The following is a 13,642-nucleotide window of genomic DNA, read 5'->3' on the forward strand; positions in this document are numbered from 1 at the left end:
CCCCGCGAGTCCTCTCGCGGGGCGCGCCGTCGTACCTGCGTACCGGCCGGGGAGGCGGGGTCAGACGACCAGGCCGGCGAGCTTGCGGAGCGACTCGTTCAGGGCGGCGGTGGCCGAGTCCTTGAGCTTGCCCGCCATCAGGGAGACCGCGGCCCCGTTGAACTCGCCGTCGATGCGGACCGTGGTGGCCCCGCCGTCCGGGATCAGGGTGTACCGGGTGAGGATGGCCACGCCCATCGGGCCCTTGCCGGTGATGGCGAAGACGCGCTCGGTCTCCAGCTCCGAGACGGTCCAGGCGACCTCGGCCGGGAAGCCCATCATCTTCATGTTCTCCTCGAAGGTGGCGCCGACCGCGAGGGTCTCGGGGCCGCCCTTCGGGAAATTGGTGTGGGTCATGCTCCACTGGCCGTAGGCCGCCCAGTCCGTCAGCTGGGCCCAGAGCTTCGCGGCGGACGCCTCGATGCGTGATTCCGCGGTGACTTCGGCCATGCGACCACCCCTTCTCGTCGGGTACGTGCGGCGGAACGTAGCCCCGGTGGGCGGAACATTCAATACTGACGACCTGTCAGAAATGGACGGCCCGGTCACGGCGGGTCTCGGATGCGTCTCAACAGGTGTCATGTCTGTGACGGTACTGACCGGCCCTGCCATGATGGCCGGATGCAAGCGTCAGGGAGAAACGCCGGACTGGGCCTCGCGCTCGTCTCGGCGTTCACGTTCGGTGGTTCGGGTGTGGCGGCCAAGCCGCTGATCGAGGCGGGTCTGGACCCGCTGCACATGGTCTGGCTCAGGGTGGCCGGGGCGGCGCTGGTGCTGTCCCCGCTGGCCTGGCGGCACCGGGACCTCCTGTTGCGCAAACCCCTGCTGCTCGCCGGCTTCGGGCTCGTCGGCGTCGCGGGCGTGCAGGCCTTCTACTTCGCCTCCCTGTCCCGGATCCCGGTCGGCGTGGCCCTGCTCCTGGAGTACCTCGGCCCGGCGCTGCTGCTCGGCTGGATCCGCTTCGTGCAGCGCAAGCCGGTGACCCGGGCCGCCGCCGCCGGCGCCGCCGTGGCCGTCGTGGGGCTGGCCTGTGTCGTCGAGATCTGGTCCGGGCTGAGCCTGGACCTGCTCGGAGTGCTGCTCGGCCTCGCCGCCGCCTGCTGCCAGGCCGGCTACTTCGTGTTCGCGGACCACGGTGCCGACGGCGCCGTGGGCGACGACGTGCCCGACCCGCTCGGGGTGATCGCGTACGGCATGCTCGTCGGCGCGCTGGTGATGACGGTGATCGCCCGGCCGTGGGAGATCGACTGGCAGCTGCTGGGCGGGCAGGCCGCGATGGGGGAGCTGACGGTGCCCGCGTGGGTGCTGCTCGGCTGGGTGGTGCTGATCGCGACGGTCTTCGCGTACCTGACCGGTGTGGTCTCGGTGCGCAAGCTGACCCCCCAGGTGGCCGGCGTCGTGGCCTGCCTGGAGGCGGTCGTGGCCACCGTCCTGGCCTGGATCCTGCTCGGCGAGCACCTGTCGACCCCGCAGATCGTGGGCGGTGCGCTGGTGCTGGGCGGGGCCTTCATCGCCCAGTCCTCGCGGCCCACCCCGCCGGGAGCGGTGGAACCGGAATCGGCTGTTCTGGACCGCGAGACGACGACGGCCTAAGGTGGCGATCATGCATTCGACCGTGCTTCCGCCTCCCGCCGCGTAGCCGCGGGCAGCTGCCCCTCGTGACGAAGGCCCGGCCCGGGGAGTTCCCGGGCGGGTCCGCGCTGCCCGCGAAGCGATGACCTTCCCTTTCATCCTTCTCGCATGCGCGGAGCACACTCGTGTCGAATCCTTCGCCCGCCTCTCCCTCGGCTGCCGCTGGGGGCACCCCCGGGCGCAGTCTGCTGTACCTCGTCGTCGCCGGAGCCGCCTGGGGCACCGCCGGGGCGGCCGCCTCCCTCCTCTTCCTGGCCAGTGACCTCGGCCCGCTCGCCCTGTCGTTCTGGCGGTGTGCCGGCGGGCTGGTGGTGCTGCTGGGGGTGCTCGCCGTACGCCGGCCCCGGGGCCCGCGGCGGGCGGCGCGGCCGTCGGTGGCCTCGCTGATCGGGACGGGGCTGATGTTCACCCTGTTCCAGGCCGCGTACTTCGCCGCCGTACGCGAGACCGGCCTCGCGGTCGGGACCGTGGTGACCCTGGGCGCCGGGCCGGTGCTGATCGCGCTCGGGGCGCGGCACTGGATGGGCGAGCGGCTCGGCCGGGGCGGGGTGGCCGCCGTCGTCGGGGCGCTGGCCGGGCTCGCCGTGCTGGTCCTGGGCGGCGGGGGCGGCGAGGTGCGGCCGGCCGGCGTCGGCTGGGCCCTGCTGTCGGCCGCCGGGTACGCCGCGATGACCCTGCGGGCCCGCTCGCTGGGGCGGCGCGGGGCGGGCGGGGACCCGCTGGTCACCACCGCCTGGTCGGTCGCGGTGGGCACGGTGTGCCTGCTGCCGCTCGCCGCGGCGGAGGGGCTGGTGCCGCACACCGCCGAACTCGGGCGGGTGCTCTGGCTGCTGGTGTACGTGGCCACCGTGCCGACGGCCCTGGCGTACGCGCTGTACTTCACCGGGGCCGCCGCGGTGCGGGCCGCGACGGTGTCCGTGATCATGCTGATCGAGCCGGTCAGTGCGGCGGTGATCGCCGTGCTGGTGCTCGGCGAGCGGCTGACCGGCGCCGTGGTGCTGGGCACCGTACTGCTGCTGACCGCGGTGGGCGCGCTGATCGCGGCCGAGGCGCGCAGGCCGGCGGGCGGGCCGGTGGTCCGGCCCGCCCGTGAGAGCCGTGAGGCTCATGAGACCCGCGAGTCCCAGGAGCCCCGGGAGGCTCAGAGCGCGGCGAGGTAGCCCGGGGTGGCGATCCCGGGGGCCAGGTCGTCGGCCGGGATCGGGGTCCCGTGCACCGGCGCGACCGGGACCACGCCCGCCCAGTAGGGCAGGTCCATGTCCTCGGGCTCGTCGTTGGGGCCGCCGGTGCGGAGCTTCGCCGACACCTCGTTCAGGTCCAGGCGGATCACCGCGGTGGCGGCGAGCTCCTTCGCGTTGGCGGGCCGGGAGTCGGCCGAGCGGCCCGGCACCACGTGGTCGACGAGGGCGTCCAGGGCCATCCGGCGCTCGTCCTCGTCGGTCACCTGGTAGGCGGTGCCGTGCACGATCACCGAGCGGTAGTTGATCGAGTGGTGGAAGGCCGACCGGGCCAGCACCAGGCCGTCCACGTGCGTCACGGTCAGGCAGACGGGCAGGCCCGGGTCGGTCTGGCCGGCGGCGAGCAGCGGGCGCGAACCGGTCGAGCCGTGGACGTACAGGGTCTCGCCGACCCGGCCGTAGAGCGTCGGCAGGACCACCGGCGCGCCGTCGCGGACGAAGCCGAGGTGGCAGACGTAGGCCTGGTCGAGTATCGAGTGGACCGTCTCGCGGTCGTAGCGCGCCCGCTCGCGGGAGCGGCTCGGGACGGTGCGGTCGGTGGGCTCGTATCCGCCGTTCGTCCCGTTCGTCTCGGGCATCTCTTGCGTGTCGGTCGTCGCGGTCATGATGCGCGCTCCGTTGTACTAGTGCATACTGGGCTTTGTGCTAGGAGAGTATCGGATCGCAGGGCGCCGCGCATCGGATATCGCGGCCAGTGTCGAGGCGGGCGTCGGATCGGGCGCGCTTGCGCCGGGAACGCTGCTGCCGCCGATGCGGGAGCTCGCAGGGGTGCTGGGGGTGAACCCGAACACCGTGGCCGCCGCCTACCGGACGCTGCGCGAGCGCGGGGTCATCGAGACCGACGGGCGGCGCGGCAGCCGGGTGCGGGGGCGGCCGGCGAGTGCGCCGCGCGACGAACTGCGGATGGCGGTGCCGCCGGGCGCGCGGGACGTCGCCTCGGGGAATCCCGACGTACGGCTGCTGCCTTCGCTGGACGGGGCCCTGGCCGAGGCCGCGCGCCGGTACGCACAGGCCCCGACCCTGTACGGGGACGACCCGGTGGTACCGGACCTGCAGCGGCTGGCCAGGGCGGACCTCGACGCGGACGGGGTGCCGGCCGGGCCGGTGGGCGTGACCTCGGGCGCGCTCGACGGGATCGAGCGGGTCCTGGCCGCGCACCTGCGGCCGGGGGACGCGGTGGCGATCGAGGACCCGGGGTGGGGGAGCGTGCTGGACCTGGCGGCGGCGCTGGGTCTGCGCGTGGTGCCGGTGGCGGTGGACGACGACGGGCCGGTCGTCTCGTCGGTGGAACGGGTGCTCGCGGAGGGCGCGCGGGCGCTGCTCGTGACGGCGCGGGCGCAGAACCCGACCGGGGCGGCGGTCGGCGCGGACCGGGCGGCGGAGCTGCGCGGCGTGCTGGCGCGGTACCCGGAGGTGCTGGTGGTCGACGACGACCACGGGCACGCCATCGTGGACGTGCCGCTGCACTCGCTGGGCGGGGTGACCCGGCACTGGGCGCTGGTGCGGTCCACGGCGAAGGCGTACGGGCCCGACCTGCGGCTGGCGGTGCTGACCGGCGACGCCGTGACCCTGGACCGGGTACGGGGGCGCCAGCGGCTCGGCCCGGGGTGGGTGAGCCGGCTGCTCCAGTACGCGGTGGTCGAGCTGTGGACCTCGGGCGCGGTGGACCGGGCGGCTGTCGCGCGCTCCTACGGGGAGCGGCGGGACGGGCTGGTCACGGCCCTTCGGGAGCGGGGCGTACGGGCCCACGGGCGCACCGGGATGAACGTGTGGGTGCCCGTCGCCGACGAGACGGGGGCGGTGACGCGGCTGCTGGCCGCGGGCTGGGCGGCGGCCCCGGGCGGCCGGTTCCGGGTGGAGTCGGGGCCGGGCGTACGGATCACGGTGTCGGGCGTGCAGATCGGCGAAGTGCCGGGGCTCGCGGCCGCGGTGGCCGCATCGGTCCGGCCCGCGACGGGCGGCCGCTTCGACTGACTGCCCCGCCGGCCGGACGATGCTTCGACGACACGGCCTAGCTTCGGCGGGTCTGGGTCAGGGCTGCTCCGGCCAGGACGATCGCCGCGCCCACCGGGGTGTTCCAGTGGAGCTGTTCGCCGAGGAGCAGGACGCCTGCGGCGGTGGCGATGACCGGGATGAAGTACGTGACCATCTGGGCCGTGGTCGGGCCGACCTCCGCCACCAGGCCGTACTGCATCTGCAGGGCCATCCCCGTGCCCAGGGCGCCCAGCGCGATCACCGACAGGGTCGGCCAGAGCGGGAACGAGGCGGGCGCCGAGGTGAACGCGACGCTGACCGCCAGCAGTTGGAGCGTGGAGAGCATCAGCTGGGCGCCGGTCATCGCCACCGGTGAACCGGGGACCGACGCCAGCGTGCGCCGGACGTAGATCCAGCCGATCGGGTAGCAGAGCGAGGCGAGCAGGGCGAGCGCGGTGCCCTTGGCGTCGATGCCCGAGAAGCCCTGCCAGGCGCCGAGGACCGTCAGGACGCCGAGGAAGCCCAGGCCCAGGCCGGCGAAGCGGCGGCGCGTCGGGCGGTCCTCCGACAGGGCCACCAGCGACAGCGCCATGCCCCACAGCGGCGAGGTGGCGTTGCAGATCCCGGCCAGGCCCGACGGGATGCTCAGCTCTGCGTACGAGAAGAGCGAGAACGGGGCGGTGTTGAGCAGGAGCGCCGCCACGGCCAGGTGCGCCCAGGTGCGGCGGCCCCGGGGGAGGGGCTCGCGGCGGACCACGAGCACGGCCAGCAGCGCCAGCGCCCCGAACAGCACCCTGCCGAGGGCGACCTGGAAGGGGGCGTACGCCTCCGTGCCCACCTTGATCAGCAGGAAGCTGAAGCCCCAGACCACCGAGAGGACCGCGAAGCGGAGCCGCCAGTCCACCCGCCTGGTCCGGGTGGGGGCGGCCGGCAGGGCGAGGGTGGGGCGAGGGGTGGCGGGTGCGCTCATGCGGAGTACTCTGCTCCGCCCGACTGCTTAGGACAAGCGAGACTTCTTCGCGGTGACGGCGTAGCATTGCTTACATGTTGAACCTGGAGCGCCTGCGTACCCTCGACGCCCTCGCCCGCCACGGTTCGGTCAGCGGCGCGGCCGACGGGCTCCACGTCACCACCTCCGCCGTCTCGCAGCAGATGGCCAAGCTGGAGCGGGAGGTCGGCCAGCCGCTGCTGGCCAAGAACGGCCGCGGGGTCCGGCTCACCGACGCGGGCCGGCTGCTCGCCGATCACGCGGCCCGGATCATCTCCCAGGTGGAGCTCGCCCAGGCCGACGTGGAGGCTCAGCGGGGCTGCGCCGTCGGCGAGCTGCGGATCGGCGCCTTCCCGACCGCCATGCGCGGACTGCTGCCCCAGGCGCTGACCGCCCTGCGCGCCGACCACCCCGAACTGCGGCCCCTGGTACGGGAGCAGGAGCCCGAGGACAGCATGGCGGCCGTCGTGCGCGGCGACCTCGACCTGGCCCTGGCCATCGACTGGCACAACAAGCGGATGCCGGTGCCCGCCGAGCTCACCCGGGCGCACCTGCTCGACGACTCCTGCGACATCGCCGTGCCGGCCGGGCACCGGCTGGCCGACCGCGACCCGATCTCCCTCTCCGAGTTCGCCGACGACGACTGGATCTCCTGGAACGAGGGCCAGTTCTGCCACGAGTGGCTCGTCTACACCCTGCGCGGCACCGGCATCGAGCCGCGCATCGCGCACATCGCCGAGGAGCACCACACCCAGCTGGCCTTCGTGGAGGCCGGGCTCGGGGTGTGCGTGACCCCCCGGCTCGGGCGCGGTCCGGTGCCGGCCGGGGTCCGGCTGCTGTCCGTGAGCGACGCCGTCCGCCGCCACGTGTACGTCGTCTGGCGGGCGGACGCCGACCGGCGGCCCTCGATCCGGGCCGCCGTCGAGGCCCTGCGGCAGGCCGCCGCCTCGGTGCGCTGACGACGCGGCCGAGCAGGCCGAGCAGGCCGAGCAGGCCGCGCAGGCCGCGCGGGCGCCGCAGCGTCAGAGCTTGCGGAAGTCCCACGAGACGATCGACTCCGGGGTGAGGCGGATCCACGCGTGGCGGCCGTCGTGCGGCATCTCCTCGATGCCGAAGTTCTTGGCCGGGAACAGCCGTTCCGCCTCGGCCAGCTCCGGGCAGGGCTCGCCCGTCCGCGGGGACTCGCCCACGAAGACGGCGCTGCCGGAGAGTTCGACCCCGCGCAGCTCGTCGTACGTCTCGCCCGCGTCCACGACCACGGAGATCCGCGGGTCCCCCCGCAGGTCGGACCAGCGGCGGCTGCGCGTGATCGAGTACAGCCACAGCGAGGCGCCGTCCCAGGCGAACCACAGGGCGCCCACGTGCGGACGGCCGTCAGGGGAGACGGTCGCCACCCGGCAGGTGCGCTGCTCGCGCAGGAAGGCGTCCACTTCCTCGTCGGTCATCATGATGCGGCGGCCCCGCCGCTGTGATCCGTCCATCCGTCCCGCACCCCTTCACATCTGACTGAGTGTCAGGAATCATGCGGGATCGACGGTCGCCACGCCAGGGGGAGCCATGCCGCAGCCGGAACTCGATCCCGCCACCACCGCATTGCTCACCGTCGAGTGCCAGAACGGCGTCGTCGGCGAGGAGAGCGCCCTGCCCGAGCTGGCGAAGGAGGCCCGGGACTCCGGGATGCTGGGGCGGGTGGCCGCGCTGGTCGACGCCGCGCACGGGGCCGGCGTACAGGTGCTGCACGCGATCGCCGAGCGGCGGCCGGACGGGCTGGCGGCCAGCGCCAATGCGCGGCTGTTCCGAGCCGCCGGGAAGCTGCCCGTCCGGCAACTGTCCGGCAGCCGGGCCGTGGAGGTGGCGGCCCCCATCGAGGTCGCCGGGAACGACCTGGTGGTCCGCCGGCTGCACGGGCTCTCGCCGATCGCCGGCACCGACGTGGACGCCCTCCTGCGCAACCTCGGCATCCGCACCCTCGTCGTCGCGGGGGTCTCCTCGAACATCGCGATCCCGAACACCGTCTTCGACGCCGTCAACCTCGGCTACCGGGTGGTGGTGCCGTCCGACGCCATCGCGGGGGTGCCCGCCGCGTACACCGCCGAGGTGATCCGCAACTGCCTGGCGCTCGTCGCGACGCTCACCACGACCGAAGCCCTCCTCGCGCAGTGGGCCCCCGCGCGCTGACCCCCGTAACCTGGGCGGATGCTGTCCGAAGTGATCGCGACCCGTTACGTCACGCCTCTGCGTGAGGGCGGCTCGCTCCCGGGGATCGTCGAGGCCGACGACCTCGGTACCTACGTCATGAAATTCACCGGAGCCGGCCAGGGCCGCAAGACCCTGGTCGCCGAAGTCGTCTGCGGGCGCCTGGCGCAGCGCCTGGGCCTGCGCGTCCCGCGGCTGGTGCAGATGCAGCTCGACCCCGTGATCGGGCTCGGCGAACCCGACCAGGAGGTCCAGGAGCTGCTGAAGGCCAGCGGCGGACTCAACCTCGGGATGGACTACCTGCCGGGGTCGATCGGCTTCGACCCGCTCGCGTACCAGGTGGACCCGGCCGAGGCGGGGCGCGTGGTCTGGTTCGACGCACTGATCAACAACGTCGACCGGTCCTGGCGCAACCCGAACATGCTGGTCTGGCACGGGGACCTGTGGCTCATCGACCACGGCGCCACCATGATCTGGCACCACAACTGGCCCACCGCCGAGAGCGCCGCGGCCAAGCCGTACAACGCCTCCGACCATGTCCTGGCCCCCGTCGGCCCGGACATCGCGGCGGCCGCCGCCGCGCTCGCGCCCCTGGTGACCCGGGACCTGCTCGAGGAGGTCGTCGCGGACGTGCCCGACGAGTGGCTGGTCGACGAGCCGGGCTTCGACTCCACCGACGCGGTGCGCCGCGCCTACGTGGAGGTGCTGCTGCCGCGCGCGGCCACGATCCACGAGAGGATCTCGATGGAGGCCGAGGTGAAGGCGCCCTCCAAGCCGCCCGGGTGGCTGACCGACCATCTGACCGAATGGCCCCACAAGACCAAGAAGAAGAGCGACAGCGAGTGACCAAGCGGGACGTGTTCGAGTACGCGCTGGTGCGCGTGGTGCCCCGGATGGAGCGCGGCGAGTGCTTCAACGCCGGCGTGATCGTCTACTGCCGGGCGCGCTCGTACGTGGCCGCGCGCACCCACCTGGACGAGGCCAAGCTCCTCGTCCTGGACCCGGAGGCCGACGTGGCCGGCGTACGCGCCGCCCTGCACGGGGTCGAGGGCGTGTGCACCGGCGGCGAGTGGGCCGGGCAGGCGGCGGGCGACGACGCGGGCCGCAGGTTCCGCTGGCTGATCGCCCCGCGCAGCACGGTGGTGCAGCCCGGGCCGGTGCACACCGGGCTGACGGCCGACCCGGAGGCCGAGGTGGAACGGCTGCTGGACCTGCTGGTGCGCTGATCCGTACGGCCGCCGCACGACGCTTTCCACGGTGGCCTCCGTGACGTGAGGAGCCTTGGGGCCGGGTGCCGTTGACACCGGGTGCCAGGGCTCCTAGCGTCTCCTCAGCTGAAGCTACTAAGCGGTTGCTCACCCATGAGGAGCCGCTGAGGATTCCGAGCGCGAGGAGATCCACCATGTCCACCACCGAGCAGCGCGTCGCGATCGTGACCGGGGCGGCCCGGGGCATCGGCGCGGCCACCGCCGTGCGTCTGGCCGCCGAAGGCCGGGCGGTCGCCGTGCTCGACCTCGACGAGGCGGCCTGCAAGGACACCGTCGAGGCGATCACCGCGGCCGGCGGCAAGGCCCTGGCGGTCGGCTGCGACGTCTCCGACGCGGCGCAGGTGGAGGCGGCCGTCGAGCGCGTCGCGAGCACCCTGGGCGCCCCGACCATCCTGGTCAACAACGCGGGTGTGCTGCGCGACAACCTGCTCTTCAAGATGAGCGAGAACGACTGGGACACCGTCATGAACGTCCACCTGCGCGGTGCGTTCCTGATGTCGAAGGCCTGTCAGAAGCACATGGTGGAGGCCAAGTTCGGCCGCATCGTCAACCTCTCCAGCAGCTCGGCGCTGGGCAACCGGGGCCAGGTCAACTACTCCGCGGCCAAGGCCGGTCTGCAGGGCTTCACCAAGACCCTGGCCATCGAGCTCGGCAAGTTCGGCGTCACCGCCAACGCCGTGGCCCCCGGTTTCATCGTCACGGAGATGACCGCCCAGACGGCCGCCCGTGTCGGCATGGGCTTCGAGGACTTCCAGGCCGCCGCGGCCACCCAGATCCCCGTCCAGCGCGTCGGCCGCCCGGACGACATCGCCAACGCGATCGCCTTCTTCACGGGCGAGGCCGCCGGCTTCGTCTCCGGCCAGGTCATGTACGTGGCCGGCGGCCCGCTCAACTGACGAGAGGCAGGGCGCAGGCTCATGACGAACAGCAGCACGAACGCGGCGGACAGCGGCAAGGTCGCACTGATCACCGGTGCGAGCCGGGGCATCGGCTACGGCATCGCCGAGGCGCTCGTCGCGCGCGGCGACCGGGTGTGCATCACCGGGCGCAACGAGGACGCCCTCAAGGAGGCCGTCGAGGCGCTCGGCGCGGACCGGGTGATCGGGGTCGCCGGCAAGGCGCACGACGAGGCCCACCAGGCGGTCGCGGTCGAGCGGACGATGGAGGCCTTCGGGCGGGTCGACTTCTTGATCAACAATGCGGGCACCAATCCGGTCTTCGGTCCCATCGCCGACCTGGACCTCGGGGTCGCGCGCAAGGTCTTCGAGACCAATGTGATCTCGGCGCTCGGCTTCGCCCAGCGGACCTGGCACGCCTGGCAGAAGGACAACGGCGGTGCGATCGTGAACATCGCGTCCATCGCCGGAGTCTCCGCCTCGCCCTTCATCGGCGCGTACGGGATGAGCAAGGCCGCCATGGTCAACCTCACCCTCCAGCTCGCGCACGAGATGGCGCCCGGGGTCCGCGTGAACGCGATCGCGCCCGCGGTGGTCAAGACGAAGTTCGCCCAGGCGCTCTACGAGGGCCGGGAGCAGGAGGCCTCGGCGGCCTACCCGCTCGGCCGGCTCGGGCTCCCGGAGGACATCGGCGGGGCTGCGGCTTTTCTTACATCTGCACAAGCGGAATGGATCACTGGGCAAACTCTGGTCGTTGACGGAGGAATGTTCCTCAATGCCGGAGTCCACTGATCGATAATCGGACGCATTTGCCTCCTCGGGGGAGGCAAATGCGTACCTAATATGCACGAAATCGGTCAAGTGTCACATGAAACCTGCCCATTGGATTTGTGAGGCACTGCGGTAGGGTCTGCCGCACCCCTGGCTGATCGAGGAGCGTGCACGTGTTCATCCGGACCAGATGCCTGCAGATCACTGCGGCCCTTGCGTCCATATCCCTGCTCGCCGGATGCGGTCTGCTTTCGGACGACAGCAGTGACGCCGCGAAGAGGATCGTCGTCGGCACGACGAGCGCCCCGAGCACCCTCGATCCCGCCGCCGCCTGGGACGGCTCCTGGGAGCTGTACCGGAACGTCTACCAGACCCTGCTGGCGTTCCCCACGGGCTCCACCAAGCCCCAGCCCGACGCCGCCCAGAACTGCGAGTTCACCGACGCGGCGAACGAGTCGTACCGGTGCACCCTGAAGAAGGGCCTGAAGTTCTCCAACGGCGAGGCGCTCGACGCCAAGGCAGTCAAGCACTCGCTCGACCGGATCCGGACGATCAACTCCCAGACCGGCCCGCAGGGCCTGTTCGGCAGCCTGGACAAGATCGAGACCCCGGACGCGCTGACGGTCGTCTTCCACCTGAAGACCCCGGACGCCACCTTCCCCTTCGTCCTCGGCTCGCCGGCCGCCTCGCTGGTCGCCCCGAAGGACTACCCGGCCGACAAGGTGCGGGAGGACGGCAAGGTCACCGGCTCCGGCCCGTTCGTGCTCGACTCCTACAAGGAGGGCAGCGAGGCGGTCCTCGGCAAGAACGGGACCTACAACGGCTTCGCGAACCGGCGTAACGACGGGGTGACCATCCGCTACTTCGCGGACTCCACCAAGATGGTCGCCGCGCTCAAGGACAAGGAGATCGACGCCACGTACCGCGGTCTGTCGGCCCCGGAGATCAAGGACCTGCAGACCCCCGCCGCGCACGCGCTGGGCGTCCAGGTCGTCGAGAACGTCGGCGCCGAGATCCGCTACCTGGTCTTCAACCCCAAGGACCCGCAGGTCGCCAAGCTGCCGGTGCGCCAGGCCATCGCCCAGGTCATCGACCGCGGCGCGATCGTCTCCAAGGTCTACCAGGGCACCGCCGAGCCGCTGTACTCGATGGTCCCCAAGGGGGTCGTGGGCCACAAGACGCCGTTCTACGACAAGTACGGCCAGGGGGACGTCAAGAAGGCCCAGAAGATCCTCAAGGACGCCGGGATCACCACGCCGGTGGAGCTGACCTTCTGGTACACCACCGACCGCTACGGCGCCTCCACGGCCGACGAGTTCACCGAGCTCAAGCGCCAGCTGGACGAGAGCAACCTCTTCAAGGTCACCCTGCGGGGCCAGCCCTGGAAGGTGTTCCAGGTCGGCTACAAGAACGGCGAGTACCCGGTCTTCGGCCGCGGCTGGTTCCCCGACTTCCCGGACCCGGACAACTTCATCGCGCCGTTCGTCGGCAAGGACAACGCGGTCGGAACCCCGTACGAGCCCGCCGAGATCCTCACCGACCTGCTGCCCAAGTCCCGCCGCGAGAGCGACCGCGCGGCCGGTGTCCGCGAGTTCGAGCAGGCCCAGCAGATCTTCGCCGAGGACGTCCGGCTCCTGCCGCTGTGGCAGGGCAAGCTGTACGTCGCCGCCCGTGAGGACATCGCCGGCGCCGAGCGGGCGCTCGACCCGCAGACCGTCTTCCAGATGTGGGAGCTGTACCGCAAGACCAGCTGGTAGCCCCTGCCGCGGGCGCCCCCGGGCGCCCGCGGATGAGGCGTTGTCAGTGCCCCCCGGTAGGTTCTGAGCTGTTGCACCACGCAGTTGCACGAACTTGTACCGGAGGTTGTAGACGTGACCCAGATGCTGCCCGAGTCCTGGCTCCCCGTCCTCGGCGACGAGCTGGACCAGCCCTACTTCAAAGAGCTCACCGAGTTCGTCGAGAAGGAGCGGGCGAACGGGCCGGTCTACCCGCCCCGCGAGCAGGTCTTCGCTGCCCTGGAGGCCACTCCCTTCGACAAGGTGAAGGTCCTCGTCCTCGGCCAGGACCCCTACCACGGCGCCGGCCAGGGCCACGGCCTGTGCTTCTCCGTGCAGCCCGGGGTCAAGACCCCGCCCTCGCTGCGCAACATCTACAAGGAGATGCACGCGGAGCTGGGCACGCCCGTCCCGGACAACGGGTACCTGATGCCGTGGGCCGAGCAGGGCGTCCTGCTGCTCAACGCGGTGCTCACCGTCCGCGAGGCCGAGCCCAACTCGCACAAGGGCAAGGGCTGGGAGAAGTTCACCGACGCCGTGATCCGCGCGGTGGCCGACCGCCCCGACCCGGCCGTCTTCGTGCTGTGGGGCGCCTACGCGCAGAAGAAGCTCCCGCTCATCGACGAGGAGCGGCACGCGGTCGTCAAGGGCGCCCACCCCTCCCCGCTGTCGGCGAAGAAGTTCTTCGGCTCCCGGCCCTTCACGCAGATCAACGAGGCCGTCGCGGCGCAGGGCCATGAGCCGATCGACTGGCGGATCCCGGACCTGGGCTGACGCCCCACCGCGCCTCGGCGCCATTGCCGGTGCCTGCCGTTAGCGTCGTGACGAACCAGGCCGGAGCAGGTCTGGCCGAGCAAGCCGGAGG

The 13,642-nt window shown here is 72.2% G+C and carries 15 protein-coding genes; 11 read left to right on the forward strand and 4 right to left on the reverse strand.

Translation table 11 applies throughout. From position 1 onward, the window contains the following. Nucleotides 1-60 precede the first annotated feature (60 nt). Nucleotides 61-489, reverse strand: coding sequence for an SRPBCC family protein (locus ACFYXK_RS11680; protein WP_362637543.1), 429 nt, complete (start codon nt 487-489; stop codon nt 61-63). A 171-nt stretch (nt 490-660) separates the two neighbouring features. Here ACFYXK_RS11680 and ACFYXK_RS11685 point away from each other — a divergent pair, with 171 nt between their 5' ends. Then, complete coding sequence (locus ACFYXK_RS11685) at nt 661-1,632, forward strand: DMT family transporter (RefSeq protein WP_389410972.1); 972 nt, start codon at nt 661-663, stop codon at nt 1,630-1,632. Between the two features lie 164 nt (nt 1,633-1,796). Then, nucleotides 1,797-2,831 carry a DMT family transporter gene (locus ACFYXK_RS11690; RefSeq protein ID WP_389410973.1) on the forward strand — a complete coding sequence of 345 codons (1,035 nt, stop codon included), beginning with the start codon at nt 1,797-1,799 and terminating at the stop codon, nt 2,829-2,831. Here ACFYXK_RS11690 and ACFYXK_RS11695 read toward each other — a convergent pair. Continuing rightward, nucleotides 2,813-3,514, reverse strand: a complete 702-nt coding sequence (locus tag ACFYXK_RS11695; RefSeq protein WP_389410974.1) for a pyridoxamine 5'-phosphate oxidase family protein — start codon at nt 3,512-3,514, stop codon at nt 2,813-2,815. The genes ACFYXK_RS11690 and ACFYXK_RS11695 overlap by 19 nt on opposite strands. 37 nt (nt 3,515-3,551) lie before the next feature. Between ACFYXK_RS11695 and ACFYXK_RS11700 the strand changes: the two genes are divergently transcribed. Beyond that, a complete protein-coding gene (locus ACFYXK_RS11700; protein ID WP_389410975.1) occupies nt 3,552-4,883 on the forward strand; it encodes an aminotransferase class I/II-fold pyridoxal phosphate-dependent enzyme in 1,332 nt (443 codons plus the stop codon). A gap of 37 nt (nt 4,884-4,920) precedes the next feature. On the opposite strand, the gene ACFYXK_RS11705 is transcribed toward ACFYXK_RS11700, so the two are convergent. Further along, nucleotides 4,921-5,853 (reverse strand): DMT family transporter, encoded by a 933-nt coding sequence (locus ACFYXK_RS11705; protein WP_389410976.1) that lies wholly within the window; start codon nt 5,851-5,853, stop codon nt 4,921-4,923. Nucleotides 5,854-5,927: 74 nt separating this feature from the next. On the opposite strand from ACFYXK_RS11705, the gene ACFYXK_RS11710 reads away from it, so the two are divergent. Continuing rightward, nucleotides 5,928-6,830, forward strand: coding sequence for a LysR substrate-binding domain-containing protein (locus ACFYXK_RS11710; RefSeq protein ID WP_389410977.1), 903 nt, complete (start codon nt 5,928-5,930; stop codon nt 6,828-6,830). A gap of 63 nt (nt 6,831-6,893) precedes the next feature. Here ACFYXK_RS11710 and ACFYXK_RS11715 read toward each other — a convergent pair whose 3' ends face one another. Continuing rightward, the gene (locus ACFYXK_RS11715; protein WP_389410978.1) at nt 6,894-7,352 is read right to left on the reverse strand and encodes a pyridoxamine 5'-phosphate oxidase family protein; all 459 of its coding nucleotides are present in this window, start codon (nt 7,350-7,352) and stop codon (nt 6,894-6,896) included. A gap of 76 nt (nt 7,353-7,428) precedes the next feature. On the opposite strand from ACFYXK_RS11715, the gene ACFYXK_RS11720 reads away from it, so the two are divergent. The 7 genes from ACFYXK_RS11720 (at nt 7,429) to ACFYXK_RS11750 (ending at nt 13,551) form a co-directional block, all read left to right on the forward strand. After that, entirely contained in the window at nt 7,429-8,049 is a 621-nt protein-coding gene (locus ACFYXK_RS11720; RefSeq protein WP_389410979.1) for a cysteine hydrolase, read from the forward strand. An 18-nt stretch (nt 8,050-8,067) separates the two neighbouring features. After that, nucleotides 8,068-8,913 carry a HipA family kinase gene (locus ACFYXK_RS11725; protein ID WP_389410980.1) on the forward strand — a complete coding sequence of 282 codons (846 nt, stop codon included), beginning with the start codon at nt 8,068-8,070 and terminating at the stop codon, nt 8,911-8,913. Continuing rightward, nucleotides 8,910-9,293 carry a DUF3037 domain-containing protein gene (locus tag ACFYXK_RS11730; protein WP_266669160.1) on the forward strand — a complete coding sequence of 128 codons (384 nt, stop codon included), beginning with the start codon at nt 8,910-8,912 and terminating at the stop codon, nt 9,291-9,293. Before ACFYXK_RS11725 ends, ACFYXK_RS11730 begins: the two co-directional genes overlap by 4 nt. 176 nt (nt 9,294-9,469) lie before the next feature. Then, entirely contained in the window at nt 9,470-10,231 is a 762-nt protein-coding gene (gene fabG / locus ACFYXK_RS11735) for a 3-oxoacyl-ACP reductase FabG (RefSeq protein WP_389410981.1), read from the forward strand. 21 nt (nt 10,232-10,252) lie between these two features. Then, nucleotides 10,253-11,023, forward strand: a complete 771-nt coding sequence (locus ACFYXK_RS11740) for an SDR family oxidoreductase (protein ID WP_389410982.1) — start codon at nt 10,253-10,255, stop codon at nt 11,021-11,023. Between the two features lie 152 nt (nt 11,024-11,175). After that, nucleotides 11,176-12,759 (forward strand): ABC transporter substrate-binding protein, encoded by a 1,584-nt coding sequence (locus ACFYXK_RS11745; RefSeq protein WP_383519200.1) that lies wholly within the window; start codon nt 11,176-11,178, stop codon nt 12,757-12,759. A 123-nt stretch (nt 12,760-12,882) separates the two neighbouring features. Continuing rightward, nucleotides 12,883-13,551 (forward strand): uracil-DNA glycosylase, encoded by a 669-nt coding sequence (locus ACFYXK_RS11750; protein WP_266673223.1) that lies wholly within the window; start codon nt 12,883-12,885, stop codon nt 13,549-13,551. Nucleotides 13,552-13,642 lie beyond the last annotated feature (91 nt).

The sequence above is a fragment of the Streptomyces sp. NPDC002209 genome, assembly GCF_042890265.1.
Classification (GTDB): Bacteria; Actinomycetota; Actinomycetes; order Streptomycetales; family Streptomycetaceae; genus Streptomyces.

Coding starts and splice junctions, on each gene's coding strand:
- ACFYXK_RS11680 (WP_362637543.1), bottom strand. CDS start 489: ATGGCCGAAGTCACCGCGGAATCACGCATCGAGGCGTCCGCCGCGAAG.
- ACFYXK_RS11685 (WP_389410972.1), top strand. CDS start 661: ATGCAAGCGTCAGGGAGAAACGCCGGACTGGGCCTCGCGCTCGTCTCG.
- ACFYXK_RS11695 (WP_389410974.1), bottom strand. CDS start 3,514: ATGACCGCGACGACCGACACGCAAGAGATGCCCGAGACGAACGGGACG.
- ACFYXK_RS11705 (WP_389410976.1), bottom strand. CDS start 5,853: ATGAGCGCACCCGCCACCCCTCGCCCCACCCTCGCCCTGCCGGCCGCC.
- ACFYXK_RS11710 (WP_389410977.1), top strand. CDS start 5,928: ATGTTGAACCTGGAGCGCCTGCGTACCCTCGACGCCCTCGCCCGCCAC.
- ACFYXK_RS11715 (WP_389410978.1), bottom strand. CDS start 7,352: ATGGACGGATCACAGCGGCGGGGCCGCCGCATCATGATGACCGACGAG.
- ACFYXK_RS11720 (WP_389410979.1), top strand. CDS start 7,429: ATGCCGCAGCCGGAACTCGATCCCGCCACCACCGCATTGCTCACCGTC.
- ACFYXK_RS11725 (WP_389410980.1), top strand. CDS start 8,068: ATGCTGTCCGAAGTGATCGCGACCCGTTACGTCACGCCTCTGCGTGAG.
- fabG (WP_389410981.1), top strand. CDS start 9,470: ATGTCCACCACCGAGCAGCGCGTCGCGATCGTGACCGGGGCGGCCCGG.
- ACFYXK_RS11740 (WP_389410982.1), top strand. CDS start 10,253: ATGACGAACAGCAGCACGAACGCGGCGGACAGCGGCAAGGTCGCACTG.
- ACFYXK_RS11750 (WP_266673223.1), top strand. CDS start 12,883: ATGCTGCCCGAGTCCTGGCTCCCCGTCCTCGGCGACGAGCTGGACCAG.